This is a genomic window from Pontibacter harenae (assembly GCF_020907245.1).
Taxonomy (GTDB): domain Bacteria; phylum Bacteroidota; class Bacteroidia; order Cytophagales; family Hymenobacteraceae; genus Pontibacter; species Pontibacter harenae.
The window spans coordinates 1-20,276 of the sequence record NZ_JAJJWH010000038.1; the positions used below are offsets into that span (position 1 = coordinate 1).

Below are 20,276 nucleotides of genomic sequence, written 5' to 3' on the forward strand. Positions count from 1 at the left end.
GGATAATTTCCGAACCTGCAAGTAAATCTTCAATCTTTTTTCCTTTTCCGAAACACCCTGTCGGCATTCCGTCTTCCCTCTTTCCAGAAGCGGATGCAAAGGTAAGAAACATTTTCCGCTTTGCAATACTAAAGGAGAAGTTTATTTTCAGCGATTTCGTTTCTTTTTAGAATCAGCCCCTAAAGGCCAAAACGAAATACTCAGTCAGCTTTTCCTCTCCAGGACACCCTGTGTTAGCAGAGCCTCCGTTGGCCGCCTCCTTCTGAAACGGGATGCAAAGGTAAGAACCTTTTCTGTATCCGCAACACCAGAGGCAATATTTTTTTTCAGCTTTTGTTTCCCNAAGGGTTGAAATAAACTCCTCCAGATGCCTAAGTGCCTGTGAGGGAGGGGGATTGTTTTTAGAAAACCTTCAGCCTGCCGATCATTGTTACCGTATCCGCCTGCCGCGGACACTTAGGGATAACCAGCGCCGCAGCACTTTAGTTCATGTTTGCATGAAAGTTTTTTAAACTTTTTTCATCCTATAAAAGGACCATTACATATTTTAGCCTCCGCCTTTTCATCTCCTCTCTTTAATCTTATACAGATGTTTCGAGCCCTCAACAGGAAACTATCTACGCTTCCACACCTTTTCATGAACTAAGCTTTGCAATCTTTTAGTAGCATGAGAGGGGGTTGCTTATTCACAGAAAATCCCCTGCCGTAATCAGCAGAGGATTTCTGTTATGGCATTGTACTGTATCTTCTTGCTTATGCTACTTTAGGCTTTTTATAAAGTGGCACTGTGCTGCATGGTTCGCCATACATTAGGCTACTGGTTACAGGCAGCAACTTACGCATTATCTCTACATACGCATAAGTAGGCACTGGTACACTTCCGCATCCTTTTACCACCACTTTGGCGTCCCTATATTCTTCCACATCAATTTTGGCGATAGCTTCCTGCATTAAAGCCTGCTCTAACGCTTCCAGATCACCAAACACGTAATAGTTTGCGTAGTTCTGAAGCTTGCTTGCCAACAACATATAAGTCCAGGTTGGCACGATAGCATCTGCAGAACAGATGATGGCTACATTTTTACCAGCATACTGCGACCAGTCATGCTCTTTTACAAAAGCTCTAAAATCCTTTTCCCTCAGAATAAGGCCGTGGAATAGATTATCTTTTATATCGTAAACCACACGCTCCCCTGGGTGTAGCAATAGCTCCAGGTTTAAAGTTACTAATGCACTTTGTGCGACTTTATTTATTAGTTCTGACATAGCTTTGATTTTTAGTTGGCACTTTTGTTACCTCTTGTTATATAAACATCTTTCAAATAAAAGGGTTCATAATAAGCAACATCCTCAAACAGTTGTTTCTCATACTTCCCAACAGCTAATTGACCTATTGTTTTTGCGGAAGGGCTTATACCTTCAACAAACAAAGCATTATTATTAGCTGCTACTAAAGGCTTAAATTTACTTGCTCCGTTACCAAAGAACATTACAGGCTGGTCTGTTAGCTTGTTCTTAAAAGTTTCCTCTGTAAGCACAACTGGCGCAATAGCTTCTACCTCCTGTAGTTGATCTGTCAGCAGGCAAGTATAAACCTCCATTCGTCTGGCATCCAGCATAGGGCAAAAAAGATACACTTCGGTATTCGGTATTGTGCTTACGACCTGCGCAGCCAACCCATGAAGCGTTGAGACTTCTATTAGAGGAATATCTAAGGCATAGCAAAATCCTTTCGCGGTAGAAGACCCTATTCTTAAGCCCGTATAAGAACCTGGCCCACCAGATATTGCCACCGCTTCCAACTGCTTCAGTTCGAAGCCGCAATTTTCTAGCAGCTGCGACACCATAACCGTAATATGAGACGAATGCGACTTCTCTATCAGCAGTTCAGACGCCCCCAGTAATTGATCTCCCTTAAAAAGAGCCACAGAGCATACAGAAGATGAAGTTTCAAGAGCTAACAATAATGCCATACTTTTTGCCGTAATTTTCTCTACAAAAATAGCGGAACTTAAACTTGCATCCAACCTCCCGCTTACTGAGCTGCCTTAGAAGCAAAAAAGGGAGTCACTCTTACAGCACCTCCCTTTGGTTTTGACTTATGCTTAAAACTATTTTGTTTTAAGATAAGAAGCGTATTCGTTTGAGTCGCTCAATACACGCTTTGCCATCAAAATATTCTGGTCATCATCAAAAGTAGATTCGATATAGCCTTTCTGCAGGTAATACCTTGAAGCGATTTCCGCCTCCAGCACTTCGCGGATTTCATCTTTGAAGCGGGTTAAATCATTTGCTTTGTTATGAGATATTTTCTTTTTGATAGCATCTAACTCTGCTTTGATATCATCATAATGCTTGCCGCTCTTTGCTTTCGAAGCCAAACCTTCAAGCTTACGCTCTACCGATGTATTATAAGTTACATCTTTGCCATTCAGGTAAGTTACAAACTTTTGATACTCCTCATCTGTCAGCTTGAAGTCTATAGCAGCTGGAATAGACGAGCGCTCTAACTTATACTTATTCGCATAGTCGAAGAAATAGCCATTCGCAGCAATTGTCTTGGTGATGTCGGCATAAGCATGCTTTTTCACTTCCACATCTGGGCTTACGCCACCGCCATCAAACACCACTCTACCCGCAGCCGTTTTAAAAGCTACGCGCAAAGAATCTGGAATTTTACCAACACTACCGTCTTCATTACGGTGTGCATAGTCGATGGCCTGTATACAGCGGCCGCTCGGTATGTAATATTTGGCAGTAGTTACTTTTAACTGCGAGTTGTAAGAAAGCGGACGTGTAGCCTGAACCAAACCTTTTCCGAATGTTCTTTCTCCTACCAACACTGCTCTATCGTAGTCTTGCATAACGCCTGCCACAATTTCAGCAGCTGAAGCACTGCGGGAGCTGGTCAGGATAACAATTGGAATGTCTTTATCAAGCGGTTCATCTAAGGCTTTATAAGTTTTATTCCACTCTTTTACCTTTCCTTTTGTGCTTACAATATCTTTGCCTTTATCCACAAACACATTAGAAATATTTACAGCCTCGTGCAGCAAACCACCTGGGTTGTCGCGCAGGTCGAAAATGATTTTCTTGGCTCCCATTTCCTTTAGTTTCTGAACAGCTGTTCTTACCTCCCTAGATGCCTCCATGGTAAAGCCCTGCAACTGGAAATAGCCGATTTCCTTATCTACCATACCGTAGTAAGGCACGTTTTCCATGTTGATGTTGGCTCGGGTAAGCTCTAGAGTCTTGCTTTTAGTTTGGCCATACGGACGAACCTCTAACTTAACAACTGTATTAGCCTGACCTTTAAGCAGCTTACTTACATCGGGGGTGTTTTTACCTGCAACATTTACGCCATCGATCTTTAAGATTTCATCGCCGATGTTTAGGCCAGCTTTATGAGCAGGCGAGTTTTCGTAGGGCATCTGCACAACAACTTTGCCGTCGCGTTCGCCTACCAAAGCACCAATACCACCATACTGACCTGTGGTCATTGTGCGGAAGTCTTCAATATCGTCTTCTGGAATATAGTTAGTGTAGGGGTCCAGCGATTTGAGCATCGCATCTATACCCGTGCGCAGCATTTTGGCAGGCGGCACATCATCTACATAATATGTGTTTACCTCCTTGTAGAGTGTGGCAAAAACATCAAGGTTTTTTGCTATTTCGAAGTAGCGATCGGAATCCTCTGATTTAAAAGAGAAAAGGCCTAAGCCCAGACCTGCAACAAGCAGACCTGCTAAATATTTCTTATACATATAATTCCAGGTTAAGGAGACGTGGTAAGACTTCTACATCAAACAACGTTCCAATCCTGAAATTAGTTTTTTTTGTATGGAATCAAAGGATTTTTTTTCTTTACCAATGTAAAGAATAGCGAGAAGACGTGGAGCCTTCGCTGGGTTTGCCTGCAGCACATGCTTGTTCAGGCGGTATGCTTCGCGCATCTGCCTTTTGAGGCGGTTGCGATCTACGGCACGCTTAAAATGGCGCTTAGAAACAGAAAGAATCACCTGCGTAGCAGCAGGAAAGGCCTCCTCTTGCGGCGTATGGTATACAAACCGCAGAGGATACAAATTAAAAGAAGAACCCTTGCTGAAGAGTAGCGCAATGAGGCGCTTACTACACAAGCGTTCTTCTTTCGAAAATGTATAGCAATCGGGCTTAGGGGCTTTGTTATTTAGAGCTGGATCCATTCGTTTGAGCGGCTCCGTGCTGTACAAAGCACAACCTTAAATTAAGCCTTATGTTTACTTTCGCTAGAAACAGTTAGTTTCTTTCTGCCTTTGGCTCTTCTGCTGGCCAATACTCTTCTGCCGTTAGCGGTCTCCATTCTTGATCTGAAACCGTGCTTGTTTCTTCTTTTTCTCTGAGAAGGCTGGAATGTTCTTTTCATCGTCTGCCAATGGTTTTATTATGGCCTGCAAAAGTATAGAACCTTTTCTAAAATAGCAAAGCCTGGTTAACTTTATTTCAAAAAAGATGCGTAAAAGTGGTTGAAAAGGTGGACGCGAAGCTACTGCTAAAGGATTAAATTACATGTTTTAGCTACTTGTGCTCCACAATCTTCACATTTACAGAACTAATACATATTCAAATTTATACCTTAACCCAATGCTCTACTACCAAGTCTCTTACGATAATCCGCTTTCGCACTTCATCAATATCAAGATAACTATACCCGAGACCAGCAGCAGGAACTATACATGCAACTGCCTGCGTGGCGTCCAGGGCGTTATGAACTACAAAACTTTGCTCAGAAACTAAGAGGAGTAACGGCTAGCGCTAACGGAGAAAGCATAGACATAGCAAAAGAGACAAAAGACCGCTGGCTGGTACAAGCTGCAGGTGCAGAGACTGTAGAGGTTAACTACAGTTTTTATGCGCGCCAAATGGATGGAGGCGGCTCCTGGCTTGATGAGCAGCAACTGTACCTGAACGGTATCAACTGTTTTATGGCGGTAGAAGGCAGAGAGTTAGAGGCCTGCGAGTTGAAACTGGCTATACGTGAGGACTGGCAGATTGCCTGCGGCCTTTCCGAAAAAACTAAGCACACGTTAGTAGCCGCCAACTTTGATGAATTAGTGGACAGCCCTTTTATAGCGAGCGCTACGTTAAAAAAGGCTACTTACGAGGTAGACGGTATCCCTTTCCATATCTGGATACAGGGCGATTGCAAACCAGGTTGGCAGCAGATTACACAAGATTTTGAAGCCTTCACCAAAGAGCAATTGGAGGTGTTCGGAAATTTCCCTGTGGCAGACTACCACTACCTGAATCAGATACTGTCCTACCGCTACTATCACGGCGTTGAGCACAGCAACTCCACCGTCATCACGCTTGGCCCAGGCGAGTTGCTGATGCAGCCCAGCCTGTACAAAGAATTTCTCGGAGTGAGTTCGCACGAATTGTTTCACACCTGGAACATCAAAAAGATTCGCCCAAAGGAAATGTTGCCTTACAATTTTGCGCATGAAAACTACTTTAGAACAGGCTACGTGGCTGAGGGTATCACCACTTATTACGGCGATTATATGCTAGCCAGGGCAGGCGTGTTTACAGCCGAACAATACTTTGAGGAGCTAAACACCACCTTACAACGCTACTTTGCCGATTACAGCCGCCACAATCTCTCCGTCGCCGATTCTTCGTTCGACCTTTGGCTAGATGGCTACAAACCAGGCATACCAGACAGAAAAGCATCTATTTATGTAAAAGGCGCTCTTACGGCCCTTCTCCTGGACCTGCAACTACGGAAAGCAACCGACAACAATGCTAGTTTAGACACGCTGATGCGACAGCTTTGGGAAAACTTCGGCAAGCGAAACATTGGCTATACAGAGCAGGACTATGAGCAGCTGGTTGAAAGTGTAGCGGGACAGTCTTTTAAAACCTATTTCGAAAATTACATAAACGGCACAGCACCTATAGAAGAACCTTTGGATAGGGCTTTAGGTTATGTTGGCTGCAACCTAAAAGCAACAGAAAGCCCGCTCCTATACGAGCAGCTTTATGGTTTTAAAACTGTAGCTGATAATCAAGGTTTAAAAATTTCGGCAATAGCACCAGGTTCCCCTGCCAGCCAAGCGCTAAGTATAGACGATGAACTTGTAGCTTTGAATGGCAGAAAATTGGAGCAGAACCTACAGCCTTTGCTCTCAGAAACCGACACATCAGAAAGTATAACATTAACTCTTTTTAGAGATAAGCAGCTGCGTGAGGTAAGGCTGCAGCATAATGGGCAAAGCTTTTACCAAAAGTATACAATAGAGAAAAGGCCTGAAGCCAGCGAGGAAGAGAAGCAGAACTTTAAGCTGTGGCTGAAGCAAGGGTTTTAGAGTATTGAATCACTTAGATTTGAACTATCATTTATCACGCTGGCCTGAATAATAGCTACAGAAGAGGCCTTAAAATGAAAGAGGAAGACTACGATAGCCTTCCTCTTTCTTATTTTCATAGCTTTTATTTTGTTTGGACATTACGAACCTGACTTGTATTTCACATCGGTGTTATTACCACCTTTTGCCAAGTTACGCGTAGGGTTTTGTACTTTCGTTTTATTTGTTTGTTGCGTATGTTGCGCAGGATCAATAGACATATCGTCTGTAAATCCTTTTTGCTGACGTTTGTTTTCTGTTAAACCAGTTGCCTGGTGCTCAGACTGCTTCTGCAGCCTTTCTTTATTTTGATCTTTATTATCGCTCATATCTGTCCCTTTCATTTAGTCTACTTTGTTTTACCCCTCCGCAAAGCAGATTGTTACAGATTAAAGCCTCTAAAACGAAAGAAGGGAGGCTTTCACCTCCCTTCTTATACTTATACTATCTAAAGTACTATTACAGCACTGTATCAAAAGCCACTAAGTTAACAAACTGCTGCACGCGGCTGTCTATTTCCTCCTGGCTCAGGTTCTTCAGGCGTTCTGTACCAAACTGTTCTACACAGAAAGAGGCCAATGCCGAACCATGAATAACAGCACGTTTCATGTTTTCGAAACTTGTATCGCCTGTGCTGGCAATATAACCTATAAAGCCACCTGCAAAGGTATCACCAGCGCCAGTTGGGTCAAAAACATCCTCTAGCGGCAAAGCAGGCGCAAAGAATACTTTATCCTCGTTGAACAAAAGAGCTCCGTGTTCACCTTTTTTGATAATCAGGAACTTCGGTCCCATTGCCATGATTTTCTTCGCGGCTTTTACCAGCGAGTATTCGCCGCTCAATTGGCGAGCCTCTTCGTCGTTAATAGAAAGCACGTCTACCATTGCCATCGTTTGCTTCAGTTCATCCAGTGCAATGTCCATCCAAAAGTTCATGGTGTCCATTACAATCAGCTTTGGACGCGTGTTCAGGCGTTCTATTACGGTTCGCTGTACAGCAGGCGCCAAATTACCCAGCATCAGAAACTCAGCGCCTTGGTATGCTTCAGGAACAATCGGGTCGAAATCGCCCAGCACGTTTAGCTCCGTTACCAGCGTTTCGCGGCTGTTCATGTCGTTAAAATAGCGGCCAGACCAGAAGAAAGACTTTTCGTTCTCCTTTACCTGCACACCTTCAGTGCTGATTTCACGCTCGTGCATTAGTTTGATATGGTCTTGGTCGAAATCGCCACCTACTACCGATACCACGTTTACAGGCTTCACAAAATAAGAAGCCGACAGCGAAATGTACGTAGCCGCGCCACCTACAATCTTATCTGTTTTCCCGAAGGGTGTCTCCAGCGCATCAAACGCCATCGAACCTACTACTACTAAGCTCATACTTTTATCAATTACGAATTATGAATTACGAACGAGAATAGCACTTATAGCGCCCCTCCCCTGCTCAATACTGCAATATAAATAAAAAAGCCCTTGAAGTTTTAGCTTCAAGGGCTTTGGGTGGAAGATGGGTCTCGAACCCACGACCCCCAGAATCACAATCTGGTGCTCTAACCAACTGAGCTACAACCACCGTGTCTCATTTGAGAGTGCAAATATAAGCACGAAATCACATAAAACAATACCCCCAGCATTTTTTTACTTAAAAAAATTTGCTCTGCAGAGGCAAATATTAAGTAAGCATTTCAGTAGTAGACACTTAGTTTTCTAGCTTACTTCCGCACCATGGGCAGTAGTTAATCAAAACCATAGAAGTCCCGCCGTCATGAATGGGAATTCCGTAGAGGCCCTCGTCCCATTTATTTATGACAACATCTACATCACCGTACTTTATCTCCCCTTCTTCATCCAGGCTCTGAAAAACTTTATCGGCCATCATCAAGCAGCAGTAGTTCTCATAGTTAAAGCCTTTACCTTTTAATTTCTCGGCGGTGGCCCAGTTATAACAAGTTTCGTCTTCGTGTATGGCATCTGCATAAGCCTCATACTCTTCAGACTGCACCACTTCTTCTGGCAGTTCTTTCCCGAAAAAGCGGGTATGCAACTCTTTAAACCTCTCTAGCTCCATAAAACACAGCCCTTACCGCCTATCGAATAACAACCTCTCTCCTTTTTTGCTTTCATCGAAGTTGCCGTTTACAAAAGCCTGATGTCCTGACACAAAAGTACGGGCAATAGTACTGCTGAACGTACGGCCTTCAAAAGGAGACCAGCCACATTGGTAGTAGGTATTTTCTTTGCTAACAGTATATGGTTTATTCAGGTCCACTAATACCAGGTCGGCCCAATAGCCTTCGCGTATATAGCCGCGCTCGCGGATGTTGAAAAGTATAGCTGGCGCATGGCTCATTTTCTCTACTACCTTCTCCAGCGTCAGTTTTCCTTCTTTTACAAATTCTAACATTAATTGCAGCGAGTGCTGCACCAGTGGTACACCAGATGGAGCTTTTTTATACTTCCCTTGCTTCTCCTCCCAGGTATGCGGCGCGTGATCTGTGGCAATAACATCCAGTTTATCATCTAACAGGCCCTGTAGTAAACCTTTTTTGTGACGCGCTTCTTTTATGGCTGGGTTGCATTTAATTTGATTACCCAGAGTGTCGTAATCATCTTTATCAAACCATAGGTGATGTACACATATTTCAGCGGTAATACGCTTCTGCTCCAGCGGAATGTCGTTGCGGAATAGTTTCAGTTCTTCTTCGGTGGAGATGTGCAGAATGTGCAGGCGCGTGTTGTGCTTTTCTGCCAGCTTTACGGCCATAAAAGACGATTTAAAACAAGCTGCCTCGTTCCGTATTTCAGGGTGGCACTTCACTGGTATTTCATCTCCGTATTTCGCCTCATAAATGGCCATGTTGTCGCGTATGGTCTGCTCGTCTTCGCAATGCACGGCAATAGGCAATTTGGCTTTAGAGAAAATCTGCTCCAGTGTCGCTTCGTTATCCACCAGCATATTACCAGTGGAAGAGCCCATGAATATTTTTATACCGCAAACAGTATTGGGGTTTGTTAACAGCACTTCAGCCAAGTTATCGTTCGTGGCCCCCATAAAAAAGGAGTAGTTCGCCAACGAATTTTCAGCGGCAATTTTATACTTATCTTCCAGCAATTCCTGTGTAGTGGCGTTCGGCACCGTGTTCGGCATCTCCATAAAAGAAGTAACGCCACCTGCCACAGCCGCCCTTGCCTCTGAGCCTATGGTAGCTTTATGCGTAAGGCCTGGCTCCCTAAAATGCACTTGGTCGTCTATCACGCCAGGCAGCAGATACAAACCTGTGGCATCAATCGTTTCATCGGCTTCTTCACTTATATCTTGTCCGATCTGTGCAATGCGCCCATCTTTAATCAGTACATCGGCAGTAGTTACAGTGCCTTCGTTTACGAGTTGTGCGTTCTTTATTAGGATAGAGTTCATTGGGCTAATATACGGGATGCGTGGCTTTATCAACAGCATAAAACATATAATTTAAGCTTAAACCCGATATTTAGGAGCTTTCGCAGCTATAAGAAGCCTACTGGCAACAGATGAGTTGTAGCAACAGTAAATTAAGAGGATACATATTGAGAAAAGTAGTAAATATGACAAAAGGGTAACAAGTTTGAATAGGAGGTAGAACCTAATTCCGTCAACTTAAAGGATTTTCTTACCATCTCGGCAAAAGGAGAGACCTAAATTGAAACGGCAAGGTTCTTAAAACTCAGATTTCTCCCGATGGTCGAAATGACATGCCCGCTTAAATTGGTGACATTGGGGTAAAACCCGCTTGGAAATGCTGCAAAGACGATGGAGACTACCACAATTGCAGGTGTACTGCGTTTATAGCTCCCCTAAATAAGGTACTACCGAAGCTTTCAGAATTTGGATAAGTTCAGCATCCATATAAGGATAATCATCAGGGATATCCAACATTATAATTTCTGTCTCCTGAGTGGCTAGAGCGAATTTTTCTGTAAGGCGCTGCTTGTGGCGCTTCTCCATTACAAACACCACATCAGCCCAGTACAGCTGCTTTTCGGTTACTTTTACTCTTGCCGATGGCTCCGTGCCAGCGGACCTAACGATGTGCAAACCGTTATTTTTAAATATTGCTTCCGCTGTTAAGCTGCGCTGCTTATTTCTGCTACAGATGAATAATATGTTCAATTGCCTTGCTTCTTGTTAAGTTACTAGTTAGCGGCGGTAAAGCAACTTCTCAACTATTTGTTTCAGATCTGTTTTTCCTAAACAAGCACTCCTTCTCTGTAGGCCCAGGAAATTAACTGGTAGGAGTCGTTAAGATTAAGCTTGCGCAACATCATGTGGTAATGTGCCTCTACTATGGCCTCACGTAATCCTAACTGTACACTTATTTGCCTGCAGTTGAGGCCTCCTTCTAGTAAACTGAGTATCTCAAGCTGTCTTCTGCTGAGCGGCTTCTCATTATGTCCCATGGCAGTGGTAGTATTAAAATAGCAACTAGAATATAATAGAAAACATAAAAGTCATGAATATTTAAAGCGTACACAATACCTATATTTAGGTATTTTACCCACATAATATTGTATTTATTAATCTATATATTCTGAGGCTTGATTATTTGTAGGTTGTAAGGCCTCAAAAACACCTAAAGCTTACTTTGCTATAAAATTCACGTACTTTTGTAGTATCATTTAAATTAAGACTTACAGACATGGCAGAAGAAGCAGAAGATCAAACAATCACTTTCGAAGATTTTAAGCTGAACAAGCAGTTGCTGAATGCCATAGAAGAAGCAGGCTATCAAAAGCCAACTCCTATTCAGCAGCAAGCTATTCCGCAGATAATGGCTGGCCATGATATTTTAGGAATAGCCCAGACAGGCACGGGCAAAACAGCCGCTTATCTGTTACCTATTATCATGAAGGTGAAGTATGCACAAGGCACAAACCCACGTGCCCTTATACTGGCTCCTACCCGAGAGCTTGCCATGCAGATAGAGGAAAACATTGGCTTACTAGCAAAATACACAGACCTGCGATACACAGCTATTTACGGAGGTCTCGGCCCTAAAACTCAGATATCCAAAATAAACGAAGGCCTGGACATACTGGTAGCAACTCCAAAGCGCATGATGGAGCTGTACCTGAAAGGCGAGCTGGTGCTAAAAGAGCTGAAGACGATGGTACTGGACGAAGCCGATAAAATGATGGACATGGGCTTTATGCCGCAGATCCGCCAGATACTAGAGGTAATTCCGCGCAAGCGCCAGAACTTACTGTTTTCGGCTACTATGCACGATAAAGTGATAGAACTTTCAGAAGAGTTCTTGGAATTTCCGACACGGATAGAGGTTACTCCACAGGCCACTCCTGTAGAAACCGTGAGCCAGGTGCTATACCAGGTACCTAACCTACGCACTAAAATAGCCATGCTAGAGTACCTTCTGCAGGATAAAGAAAGCTTTAACCGTGTCATTATCTTTACCAGGAGCAAGAAAAACGCAGAGAACGTAGCCAAATTTTTAGAACGAAGAGAGTACGGTGAAGTGCGCGCCATACATGGCAACAAAGGCCAGAATACTCGCATCAACTCTATGGAGGCCTTCAAAGGAGGTGAAGTTCGTTTTCTGGTTGCCACCGATGTAGCCTCACGCGGTATTGATATAACGATGGTGAGCCACGTAATAAACTTCGATGTGCCTTTTGTTTATGAGGACTACGTGCACCGCATTGGGCGTACAGGCAGAGCAGAAAATGTAGGTGCTGCCATTACGTTTGCTAACGAGGCGGAGATGTACCACATACGGAAAATAGAAAAGCTGATTCGGATGCAGATACCTGAGGAGCCTATGCCAGCAGCGGTAGAGGTGCACGAAACGCCTTTTGAGGAAAAGCAGGAGATAGCAATGACGATCGACCATCTTAAGCGCCAGGCTAATCCAGATTTTAAAGGCGCTTTCCATGAAAAGAAGGCTATTCCCAAAGGAAAACCTACCAATAGTAAACGAGATCCGAAAGCATCTTTCTGGCAAAAGACAAAGAAAAAAGGAAGCAAGAAGCGTTAAAAAAAGAAAGGGCCGATACTAAATAGTGTCGGCCCTTTCTTTTTTTCTTCAGATGACTCACATTTAGAATAGTCCCACTGCCAGGTGTCGTAGTTCATATACTAAATAAGTCTGCACAAAGCTCCAAAGTATAGCACTCCATAGCATGTGCAGGAAAATTGTCCTCTTCGATGCACCGAAAACCGCCGCTACCACTGTACCTAGTATAGGTGTTAGTAAAAGCGGCGTCAGGAAGGCAACACCTACCACGCCAAAGCTTTTCCAGACCTTCACAATGTTTCTGCTCTTCTTCCCGAATACAGGCATTTTTTTCTGTCGCCTATAGTTGCTGTACCATTTTGAGGCAGCCCTTCCTATGAAAGAAAATATGACCACACTTGTCATCATGCCTGCTGCTGTAAGCAGCGCTGTTTCCCAATAAGCCAACCCAACGGACATACCTGTTACTGGTCCTCCAAAGAACTTGAACATACTGATCAGGTAAACAGACAAGCACTTAATTATCTCCTCTAACAACACTTTAGTATTACATTAAATTTGGCACCACTATAAAACAGCCCGCATCAATATATATACGGGCTAATTGCCATCGTAAAATTTACCTATTCCAATAAACCTATATAAACTTGTAGAAATAAGGAGAGCAAAGTATAGCAGCCTCAAAACAGCTACATTTTCTTAATAGTTCAGGTTACACTTTCGGGCCAAAGGCCAAGTCACCCGCATCGCCCAAGCCTGGCACAATATAAAAATTCTCGTTCAGGCGTTCGTCCAGGGCACCTAACCAAACATGGGCCTCTGGTATTTCTTGCTGCACATGCGCTACCCCCTCAGGCGAGGCAATAGCAGCTGCAATATGCACTTGCTTGGGCTTTCCGTGTCGCAACATACCCTGGTAAGATTTCACTAGCGACCTGCCCGTTGCCAACATCGGGTCAGCCAGTATAAGTATTTTATCGTGCAAGTTGGTAGAGGCCAGGTATTCCATATTAATCTGCAGTTCGCTGTGTGCTTCTTCTACACGATAGGCACCAACAAACGTACTGTAGGCTTTATCGAAATAGCTTAGCATGCCCTGGTAAAGCGGCAAACCTGCCCGCAGTATAGTAGCCAGCACGGGCTGTTCCTCCAATAGCATCGTCTGGGATTCAGCCAGCGGCGATTTAATAGTTGCAGTGGTATAAGGCAGCGTTTTCGAGATCTCGTAAGCCAATAACTCTCCCAGCCGCTCCAGGTTGCGACGAAAGCGAAGGCTATCGCCCTGCACGGTTACCTCGCGCAGCTCGGCCACAAAATGATTTGCTAAAGAAGGTGTTGCTGTTAAAATATGAAGGTTAGGGTTTCCCATACAAACTCAGGCTAATAAGTTAACTTTCAAAGATACATAAGGTAAAATCGTCTCCGCAATATCTACCTGTATAAAAAAATATAGTTGCCTGTAACGCTGCACCCTCAGCAACTACTGTATCTGAGCAAATTGCTATCTTTGCCGTAATTTTATTTCAAAAGGAGTTTCGCGCTCCTTTCTTACAAGAACCATATGAAACATTTCTTCAGCGGATTGGTGGTATGTCTTGCAGCTGTTTCTACACTGCAGGCACAGGATGTATATGTGCCGTATAACCGCGATGTTTACCAATTAATAGACCGCTATAGCATAAAGTACGGCGACCAACTGCCGCAACTACACACTAGCGTAAGACCAATAGGCAGACAAGAGGTAGCAGAACTAGCAGAAATTAGTGCCCGCAACGCCCGCACAGCCGCCGATCAGTTCAACACGGAATATTTGCTTAACGACAACTGGAACTATACAAATCAGGAAAGCAACCAAAGCAACAAACCTATACTCAACTATTTTTACCGAAACAAGACAGACCTCTTCCACTACGAGAACAAAGACTTCTCTGTGCGGATTAACCCTGTGCTGCACCTGGAGTTAGGTGCCGATAACCAAACAGACGGTATCCGCTACGTGAACACACGCGGTATACAGTTAGAAGGTTCTATAGATGAGAAATTTGGATTTTATACTTTCATTGGCGAAAATCAGGCAAGGTTCCCAGGCTATGTGAACGACCGTATTCTGCGCGACAACGTGGTACCGCACGAAGGCTTCTGGAAACGGTTTAAAGAAGATGGATACGATTTTATAACGGCTCGCGGCTATATAAACTATGCACTGAGCAAGCATGTGGAGATACAACTGGGCCACGACCGCCACTTTATGGGTGATGGTTACCGCTCGCTTATCTACTCTGACTATGCGCCGCCTGCCTTTTTCCTGAAGTTGAATACGCGTGTTTGGAAACTGCACTACATGAACCTGTTCCAGGAGCTAACGTCGGAGTTTGTCCGCAATGGCCCTGATCAGCTTTTCCCTAAGAAATACATGGCCCTGCACCGCTTAGGAATCAACGTTACGAACAACTTTAACATAGGCCTGTTTGAGCAGGTTGTGTTTGCCAGAGGCAAAGGCCGCTTTGAGTTGCAATACCTCAATCCAATTATTTTCTACCGAAGTGTAGAACAGAACCTGGGCAGCGAAGACAATGCCATGCTTGGTGCCGACTTTAGATGGAATATACAGAACCGAGTGCAGGTGTATGGGCAGCTAATGCTAGATGAGTTTTTGCTGGGCGAAATAAGATCTGGTAACGGCTGGTGGGCCAACAAGCAAGCTGGGCAGATTGGGGCTAAATATATAGACGCATTCGGATTATCTAATCTTGATTTGCAAGGCGAAGTGAATGTTATTAGGCCATACACTTACCAGCACGTAAACCAGTTCACAAACTACCAGCATTACAACCAGCCGCTTGCGCACCCAATGGGCGCTAACCTTTACGAGCTAATTGGTATTGTGCGCTACCAGCCACTCCCTCGCCTAAACCTGACCGCCAAAGCTATTGCCACACGTTATGGGCAAGATGAATACAGCGCTGCCGACACAGTAAATTGGGGCAACAACGTGCTCTTGTCTTACATGGATCGAGCTCAGGAGTACGGCAACAGAATAGGCCAGGGCATAGCTACAAACCAACTGTATCTCGACCTGACAGCTACTTATCAACTAAAGCACAATGTATTTATTGATCTGAAAGCTATACTTCGCAGAGAAGATGCCGAATTGAATACATTGGATCAGAATACCACCTATGTGTCTGCAGCTTTCCGTTGGAACATAGCACAGAGGTTGCATGAGTTTTAAACCTACTCCTACCCTCTTCTGAAAACAGGAGAGGGTATTTTTTAGATTTACTGGATATTCGTTGCGGAGGAGCGTTCTTGCCAACAGCCACTTTGGTTCTGTTTAAAACTATACTTTGGCTGGGGTAATCTTAAAACTTGGCTTGTAGTACTCCAGCTCCTCTTTTGTCCATTTATCTTCCAGGCTAATCATTTTGGAGGCATCGGCAAATACGGGAGGCTTCGATTTTAGTGTGATGCGAATAAAATGGTGGTTAAAAACTCCTAGTGCAGCATGCATGGGTTTTACATCTTTATGCTCTTCATGCCTTTTTTTACTGCGGATAAATAGATCGAAATCTGCGGCTTGTATGCGCTCGTCCCACAGCCCCACTTTTTCAATACCTCTCCGCGTCATGATGACGGAGTTGCCTGCAAAGCCTTCTATAATGGATGTTCCGAATCTCTGATAACGCTGTGCACAAAACTTCTCCCAATTTCCGTACATCAGTTTCGCCATCAGTTTGAATGTAAAGCCATTGCGCGCAACAGCCCCCACAAAATTTTTAATGCCTTTCCAGCGCCTGCTGTACCGTTGCGTTTCCTCCTGTGTTTCTAGTCTTTCTATGCCGCAGGTAGTGATTACGTCTAAATCATGCGCCTGCATCGTCTCCAAAATTTTGGCATCCCAATCAGTCGCCACTACAATATCGTTGTTCAGGAAAGCAAGCACATCGTATTTGGCAACTCTAATACCCTGGTTCTGGCAATATGGGTAAGAATAGTTCTGATCATTTTCGATAACCGTGGCACCCACACTTTTATAGTACTCCCTGCTCCCGTCGGTAGAGTTGTTATCGATAATTATCAACTCGAATGGGTTACGGGTATACTTCTGGAGGTTCTCGTAAAAAATCTTGTTTACCGCCAGTTGGTTGTAAACCGCCACTATAACACTGATCATCAGAATAGAATTAATTTTGCGGGCGCAAAATACAAAAATAACGGCAGAGGCGACTCGGCTAATTCGTGCGTGGGCATTGGACGAAATATTGGTAACTTGCAGCAATTTCTATTAGTACTACATGAAAATCTATTTCCGCATATTAGCGTTTGCTAAACCTTACAGCCGATTTGTACCACCTTATGCTATTCTAGCTGTGCTGGCAGTGGTTTTTGGCTTAGTAAACTTTTCATTGCTTATCCCTTTGCTAACGGTACTGTTTAACGAGGCGGCTGAGCAACCTCAACTTGTTAAACCAGAACCCGCCCTTACCATTGATTACCTGACAGACCTTTTCAACTATAAATTTTACAGCATTCGGCAAGAAGAGGGTCCTTTGGGTGCTTTACGCTATGTGTGCCTTATTATAGTTGTGTCCGTGTTCTTCTCAAACGTGTTTAAGTACCTCTCGCAGCGCGTCATGACCTCCATGCGAACGTATGTGGTGCGGAACCTGCGAAGAGCTCTATTTGAAAAGATTTCTACATTGCACGTTGGCTACTTTAATAACCAACGCAAAGGCGATCTACTCTCAAGCCTCTCTAACGATGTAAATGAGATTGAAAACTCTGTTGTCAGCTCTGTTCAGGTGGTGTTTCGGGAGCCACTTATGCTGATCGGGTATATGGTAGTGCTGTTTATGATCTCTGCCAAACTTACTCTTTTCACGCTGCTCGTGCTGCCTATATCTGGTTCTGTCATAGCTTTCATATCACGCAAGCTTCGCCGTGATGCCAAAAAGGGGCAATCGCTGCTAGGCAATATCTTAAGCGTAATGGAAGAGACTATTTCAGGCAACCGTATTGTAAAAGCTTTCAACGCGCAGGCTTATGTACAAAAGAAATTTAATAATGAAAACGAACACTACCGCCGTGTGCTAAGCTCTGTCTGGAACAAGCGCGAACTGGCTTCTCCTGTATCTGAGTTTCTGGGCATATGCGTGGTAGTTGGTGTATTGCTTTATGGTGGGCAGCTGATTTTAGAGAACCAATCCGATTTACAAGCTGCCGAATTTATCACGTTTATAGCAGTTTACTCGCAGGTGTTGGTGCCAGCTAAAAATATTTCCAACGCCATGACGAACATCCAGCGTGGTATAGCCTCTGGCGAACGCATTCTCCTGATCATCGATCAACCTAATATTATAGAAGAAATACCTAATGCCGTACCTTATCCTGCTTTTAAAACAGGTATAGAGTACAGAAATGTGGGGTTCAGCTATGGCTCCGATAAAGTATTAGATAATGTATCTTTCACCGTACCCAAAGGACATGTTATTGCCTTGGTAGGCCAATCTGGCTCTGGCAAATCTACCTTAGCCGATTTATTACCGCGCTTTTACGATGTGGTAGAGGGGCAGATTCTTATGGATGGGATTGATATCCGTGATATGAAAATCGAGGATTTGCGCAGCCATATGGGTATTGTAACGCAGGAATCTATCTTATTTAATGATACCATCTTCAACAATATCGCTTTTAACAAAACCGACGCAACGGAAGAAGAGGTAATAACTGCCGCTAAGATTGCCAATGCCCATGAGTTTATCATGCAGTCGCCAGAAGGGTACCAGACCATGATTGGCGACAGGGGTAGCAGGCTTTCGGGAGGGCAACGGCAGCGCCTGAACATTGCTCGGGCTATACTTAAAAATCCACCTATTCTTATTTTGGATGAAGCTACATCAGCTTTAGATACTGAGTCGGAGAAGCTGGTGCAAGAGGCGCTTACAAATTTAATGCGTAACCGTACATCAATTGTGATCGCGCATCGCCTAAGCACCATTCAGCATGCAGATGAAATATTAGTGATGCAGCAAGGCAAAATAATGGAAAGAGGCACCCATGAAGAACTCTTACACACTAGTGGGCATTATGCCAAATTATCACAAATGCAGCTAACTCCTTAAGTTTTTATTGTAGTTTTTACAGCAATCACTGTGTTATATACAGGAATACAATGTACCATTTCGGAATAATCATATTATTTTTTTAGTTTTATCCGAAGTAGATTTAATTGTTAACCTCGCTATAACAGCATGAAAGCACTAAAAACTATCTTTGATTTAGTGGTTCTAGGCTATATCGTATTTACGGTTCTTCTTTTAACCACAATCCTTAACGAGAATACTATTTTCAATATCTCCTCCGAAGAGCAGGTGTTGTTACTTTATAAAATATTAGGCGCCGTAGGTGCGTGTATTATGCTGGCAAGGCTGTTGGTAAACAACATGTACATCGCCTCGCTTAAGCATGACCAGTATCGGGCAAATTTAAAAATTAACGGACTTAAGGCCGATCTGTACGAAAAGCGCCAAGAGTTCAGGTACACAAGACCTAGACAAGCCAAAGCCCAGGAAGCCGAGGTTTCCAATTAACAGAACATGATTTCAACCATACTTGCAGAGTTAGTAGAGGCACAGAAAACACTCGCCGCCTTTATCTCTGACACAAATAACATAGCTGCCGTAGAGCAGGCTGCCAATTTAATGGCTTCATCTATAGAAGGTGGTGGCAAAATAATTTCCTGCGGCAACGGCGGCTCTATGTGCGATGCCATGCACTTTGCCGAAGAGCTTACTGGCCGCTACCGCGATGACCGCAAAGCGTTGCCAGCCATTGCCATTTCCGATGCCAGCCACATAAGCTGCGTAACGAACGACTACGGCTACGATGTTGTTTTTTCGCGCTATTTGGAGGCTTTGGGTAATAAAGGTGATGTGCTGCTAGCCATTAGCACCAGCGGCAACTCGGGCAATGTGCTTAAAGCTGCCGAAACAGCTAAGGCTAAAGGCATGAAAGTAGTGGGCCTTACGGGTAAAGACGGTGGTAAGCTAGCGCCTCTTTGCGATGTTGAAATTCGGGTGCCTCACAAGGGGTATGCCGATCGTGTGCAGGAAGTCCATATTAAGGTAATTCATATTCTGATAATGCTGCTGGAGCAGCAACTTTGCAAAGAGTAAAAGTAGAAGTATAAATTGCCCCTGAAGTAAGAGGAACGTATAGTTAAGCAATGCCATCTGGTGTTGCTTAACTTGTTTTATATGAAAGGTGCTTTCCTGTACTTGATGTTTGCTCTTACGCTATTCTCCTGCCAGCGCAACGGTACGGCAGAAAACAATGTACCAGAATCAGGAACTACTGCCCCTGCCCCACCTGATTCTGCCTATCTGATAGTTCCTGGAAACAGGGTTGGGCATGTGCAACTAGGCATCCCAAGCAATGATGAGCTAAAGAGCATGCTGGGCAAAGCAGATAGCAGCAATGCTGCCATGGGCAAAGCGCTCATGTTCTGGCTAAGCACAAGTGGCAGCGGAGCACAAGATTATCTTACCGTATACACAACTGCAGATTTTAGCGGTGCCAACGAAGGTCAGCATATAGTAGAGCAGGTGCAGGTTACTTCTCCGAAGTTTCGGACAGAAGGCCAAATTGGAACAGGTAAAGCATTTGCGCAGATCAGGCAACAGTTCCCCCGATTGCAGCCGCTAGCTTACTACACCAACTCCAATAAGCAACAGGTATACCTTTACGATGATGTACAACTAGGCATTACTTTTGAAATAACACTGCCCGACAGCACCTGCAATGCCATCACCATACACCAAAAAGGAGAAGATGTAACCGAAACCTACCTGCCACTGCACCCTAATATAGTTAAGCTGCCAGAGTAGTG

General features: G+C 44.1%; 21 protein-coding genes and 1 tRNA gene. 7 read left to right on the forward strand and 15 right to left on the reverse strand.

Annotated features, from left to right (window positions below; genetic code table 11):
- Window positions 1–753: 753 nt before the first annotated feature.
- The 5 genes from LN893_RS15890 to rpmH form a co-directional block, all read right to left on the reverse strand.
- On the reverse strand, window positions 754–1,266 hold the full coding sequence (locus LN893_RS15890) for a DUF2480 family protein (RefSeq protein ID WP_229971775.1): 513 nt from the start codon (window positions 1,264–1,266) through the stop codon (window positions 754–756).
- Window positions 1,267–1,277: 11 nt separating this feature from the next.
- Window positions 1,278–1,973 carry a tRNA (adenosine(37)-N6)-threonylcarbamoyltransferase complex dimerization subunit type 1 TsaB gene (gene tsaB / locus LN893_RS15895; RefSeq protein ID WP_229971777.1) on the reverse strand — a complete coding sequence of 232 codons (696 nt, stop codon included), beginning with the start codon at window positions 1,971–1,973 and terminating at the stop codon, window positions 1,278–1,280.
- Between the two features lie 138 nt (window positions 1,974–2,111).
- Window positions 2,112–3,764: a S41 family peptidase gene (locus LN893_RS15900; RefSeq protein WP_229971779.1), complete on the reverse strand. Its 1,653-nt coding sequence runs from the start codon at window positions 3,762–3,764 to the stop codon at window positions 2,112–2,114.
- A gap of 33 nt (window positions 3,765–3,797) precedes the next feature.
- Window positions 3,798–4,202: a ribonuclease P protein component gene (rnpA, locus tag LN893_RS15905; RefSeq protein WP_229971781.1), complete on the reverse strand. Its 405-nt coding sequence runs from the start codon at window positions 4,200–4,202 to the stop codon at window positions 3,798–3,800.
- 41 nt (window positions 4,203–4,243) lie between these two features.
- Window positions 4,244–4,402 (reverse strand): 50S ribosomal protein L34, encoded by a 159-nt coding sequence (gene rpmH / locus LN893_RS15910; protein ID WP_229971782.1) that lies wholly within the window; start codon window positions 4,400–4,402, stop codon window positions 4,244–4,246.
- A gap of 310 nt (window positions 4,403–4,712) precedes the next feature.
- Here rpmH and LN893_RS15915 point away from each other — a divergent pair, with 310 nt between their 5' ends.
- On the forward strand, window positions 4,713–6,344 hold the full coding sequence (locus LN893_RS15915) for a M61 family metallopeptidase (protein ID WP_229971784.1): 1,632 nt from the start codon (window positions 4,713–4,715) through the stop codon (window positions 6,342–6,344).
- Between the two features lie 140 nt (window positions 6,345–6,484).
- On the opposite strand, the gene LN893_RS15920 is transcribed toward LN893_RS15915, so the two are convergent.
- The 7 genes from LN893_RS15920 to LN893_RS15950 all read right to left on the reverse strand — a co-directional run bounded on the left by LN893_RS15920 (window position 6,485) and on the right by LN893_RS15950 (window position 10,817).
- Entirely contained in the window at window positions 6,485–6,727 is a 243-nt protein-coding gene (locus LN893_RS15920) for a hypothetical protein (protein WP_229971786.1), read from the reverse strand.
- A 115-nt stretch (window positions 6,728–6,842) separates the two neighbouring features.
- Window positions 6,843–7,763 carry a PfkB family carbohydrate kinase gene (locus LN893_RS15925; protein ID WP_229971788.1) on the reverse strand — a complete coding sequence of 307 codons (921 nt, stop codon included), beginning with the start codon at window positions 7,761–7,763 and terminating at the stop codon, window positions 6,843–6,845.
- 118 nt (window positions 7,764–7,881) lie between these two features.
- Window positions 7,882–7,957 (reverse strand) — tRNA-His (locus LN893_RS15930).
- 125 nt (window positions 7,958–8,082) lie between these two features.
- On the reverse strand, window positions 8,083–8,451 hold the full coding sequence (locus LN893_RS15935; protein WP_229971790.1) for a DUF6980 family protein: 369 nt from the start codon (window positions 8,449–8,451) through the stop codon (window positions 8,083–8,085).
- A 12-nt stretch (window positions 8,452–8,463) separates the two neighbouring features.
- A complete protein-coding gene (locus LN893_RS15940; protein ID WP_229971792.1) occupies window positions 8,464–9,801 on the reverse strand; it encodes a dihydroorotase in 1,338 nt (445 codons plus the stop codon).
- Window positions 9,802–10,203: 402 nt separating this feature from the next.
- Entirely contained in the window at window positions 10,204–10,530 is a 327-nt protein-coding gene (locus tag LN893_RS15945; RefSeq protein ID WP_229971795.1) for a low molecular weight protein tyrosine phosphatase family protein, read from the reverse strand.
- Between the two features lie 77 nt (window positions 10,531–10,607).
- Window positions 10,608–10,817: a response regulator transcription factor gene (locus LN893_RS15950; RefSeq protein WP_229971798.1), complete on the reverse strand. Its 210-nt coding sequence runs from the start codon at window positions 10,815–10,817 to the stop codon at window positions 10,608–10,610.
- Window positions 10,818–11,056: 239 nt separating this feature from the next.
- Between LN893_RS15950 and LN893_RS15955 the strand changes: the two genes are divergently transcribed.
- Entirely contained in the window at window positions 11,057–12,409 is a 1,353-nt protein-coding gene (locus tag LN893_RS15955) for a DEAD/DEAH box helicase (protein ID WP_229971800.1), read from the forward strand.
- A 63-nt stretch (window positions 12,410–12,472) separates the two neighbouring features.
- Here the strand turns inward: LN893_RS15955 and LN893_RS15960 are convergent, their stop codons facing one another.
- Both LN893_RS15960 and upp read right to left on the reverse strand, forming a co-directional pair.
- Window positions 12,473–12,880, reverse strand: coding sequence for a hypothetical protein (locus tag LN893_RS15960; protein WP_229971802.1), 408 nt, complete (start codon window positions 12,878–12,880; stop codon window positions 12,473–12,475).
- A gap of 220 nt (window positions 12,881–13,100) precedes the next feature.
- Window positions 13,101–13,757 carry a uracil phosphoribosyltransferase gene (gene upp / locus LN893_RS15965; protein WP_229971804.1) on the reverse strand — a complete coding sequence of 219 codons (657 nt, stop codon included), beginning with the start codon at window positions 13,755–13,757 and terminating at the stop codon, window positions 13,101–13,103.
- Window positions 13,758–13,949: 192 nt separating this feature from the next.
- Here upp and LN893_RS15970 point away from each other — a divergent pair, with 192 nt between their 5' ends.
- Complete coding sequence (locus LN893_RS15970; protein ID WP_229971805.1) at window positions 13,950–15,620, forward strand: hypothetical protein; 1,671 nt, start codon at window positions 13,950–13,952, stop codon at window positions 15,618–15,620.
- Window positions 15,621–15,728: 108 nt separating this feature from the next.
- Here the strand turns inward: LN893_RS15970 and LN893_RS15975 are convergent, their stop codons facing one another.
- Window positions 15,729–16,562, reverse strand: a complete 834-nt coding sequence (locus tag LN893_RS15975) for a glycosyltransferase family 2 protein (protein WP_229971807.1) — start codon at window positions 16,560–16,562, stop codon at window positions 15,729–15,731.
- A gap of 121 nt (window positions 16,563–16,683) precedes the next feature.
- On the opposite strand from LN893_RS15975, the gene LN893_RS15980 reads away from it, so the two are divergent.
- From LN893_RS15980 to LN893_RS15995, 4 genes are all read left to right on the forward strand, one after another.
- Window positions 16,684–18,510 carry an ABC transporter ATP-binding protein gene (locus tag LN893_RS15980; RefSeq protein ID WP_229971809.1) on the forward strand — a complete coding sequence of 609 codons (1,827 nt, stop codon included), beginning with the start codon at window positions 16,684–16,686 and terminating at the stop codon, window positions 18,508–18,510.
- Between the two features lie 129 nt (window positions 18,511–18,639).
- The gene (locus LN893_RS15985) at window positions 18,640–18,978 is read left to right on the forward strand and encodes a hypothetical protein (protein ID WP_229971811.1); all 339 of its coding nucleotides are present in this window, start codon (window positions 18,640–18,642) and stop codon (window positions 18,976–18,978) included.
- Window positions 18,979–18,984: 6 nt separating this feature from the next.
- A complete protein-coding gene (gene lpcA / locus LN893_RS15990; RefSeq protein WP_229971813.1) occupies window positions 18,985–19,563 on the forward strand; it encodes a D-sedoheptulose 7-phosphate isomerase in 579 nt (192 codons plus the stop codon).
- 81 nt (window positions 19,564–19,644) lie between these two features.
- The gene (locus LN893_RS15995) at window positions 19,645–20,274 is read left to right on the forward strand and encodes a hypothetical protein (protein WP_229971815.1); all 630 of its coding nucleotides are present in this window, start codon (window positions 19,645–19,647) and stop codon (window positions 20,272–20,274) included.
- Window positions 20,275–20,276 lie beyond the last annotated feature (2 nt).

Coding starts and splice junctions, on each gene's coding strand:
- LN893_RS15985 (WP_229971811.1), top strand. CDS start 18,640: ATGAAAGCACTAAAAACTATCTTTGATTTAGTGGTTCTAGGCTATATC.
- LN893_RS15960 (WP_229971802.1), bottom strand. CDS start 12,880: ATGTTCAAGTTCTTTGGAGGACCAGTAACAGGTATGTCCGTTGGGTTG.
- rnpA (WP_229971781.1), bottom strand. CDS start 4,202: ATGGATCCAGCTCTAAATAACAAAGCCCCTAAGCCCGATTGCTATACA.
- LN893_RS15980 (WP_229971809.1), top strand. CDS start 16,684: ATGAAAATCTATTTCCGCATATTAGCGTTTGCTAAACCTTACAGCCGA.
- LN893_RS15935 (WP_229971790.1), bottom strand. CDS start 8,451: ATGGAGCTAGAGAGGTTTAAAGAGTTGCATACCCGCTTTTTCGGGAAA.
- LN893_RS15920 (WP_229971786.1), bottom strand. CDS start 6,727: ATGAAAGGGACAGATATGAGCGATAATAAAGATCAAAATAAAGAAAGG.
- LN893_RS15915 (WP_229971784.1), top strand. CDS start 4,713: ATGCAACTGCCTGCGTGGCGTCCAGGGCGTTATGAACTACAAAACTTT.
- tsaB (WP_229971777.1), bottom strand. CDS start 1,973: ATGGCATTATTGTTAGCTCTTGAAACTTCATCTTCTGTATGCTCTGTG.
- LN893_RS15890 (WP_229971775.1), bottom strand. CDS start 1,266: ATGTCAGAACTAATAAATAAAGTCGCACAAAGTGCATTAGTAACTTTA.
- LN893_RS15900 (WP_229971779.1), bottom strand. CDS start 3,764: ATGTATAAGAAATATTTAGCAGGTCTGCTTGTTGCAGGTCTGGGCTTA.
- LN893_RS15940 (WP_229971792.1), bottom strand. CDS start 9,801: ATGAACTCTATCCTAATAAAGAACGCACAACTCGTAAACGAAGGCACT.
- LN893_RS15970 (WP_229971805.1), top strand. CDS start 13,950: ATGAAACATTTCTTCAGCGGATTGGTGGTATGTCTTGCAGCTGTTTCT.
- LN893_RS15955 (WP_229971800.1), top strand. CDS start 11,057: ATGGCAGAAGAAGCAGAAGATCAAACAATCACTTTCGAAGATTTTAAG.
- LN893_RS15975 (WP_229971807.1), bottom strand. CDS start 16,562: ATGATCAGTGTTATAGTGGCGGTTTACAACCAACTGGCGGTAAACAAG.
- lpcA (WP_229971813.1), top strand. CDS start 18,985: ATGATTTCAACCATACTTGCAGAGTTAGTAGAGGCACAGAAAACACTC.
- LN893_RS15995 (WP_229971815.1), top strand. CDS start 19,645: ATGAAAGGTGCTTTCCTGTACTTGATGTTTGCTCTTACGCTATTCTCC.
- LN893_RS15925 (WP_229971788.1), bottom strand. CDS start 7,763: ATGAGCTTAGTAGTAGTAGGTTCGATGGCGTTTGATGCGCTGGAGACA.
- rpmH (WP_229971782.1), bottom strand. CDS start 4,402: ATGAAAAGAACATTCCAGCCTTCTCAGAGAAAAAGAAGAAACAAGCAC.
- LN893_RS15950 (WP_229971798.1), bottom strand. CDS start 10,817: ATGGGACATAATGAGAAGCCGCTCAGCAGAAGACAGCTTGAGATACTC.
- upp (WP_229971804.1), bottom strand. CDS start 13,757: ATGGGAAACCCTAACCTTCATATTTTAACAGCAACACCTTCTTTAGCA.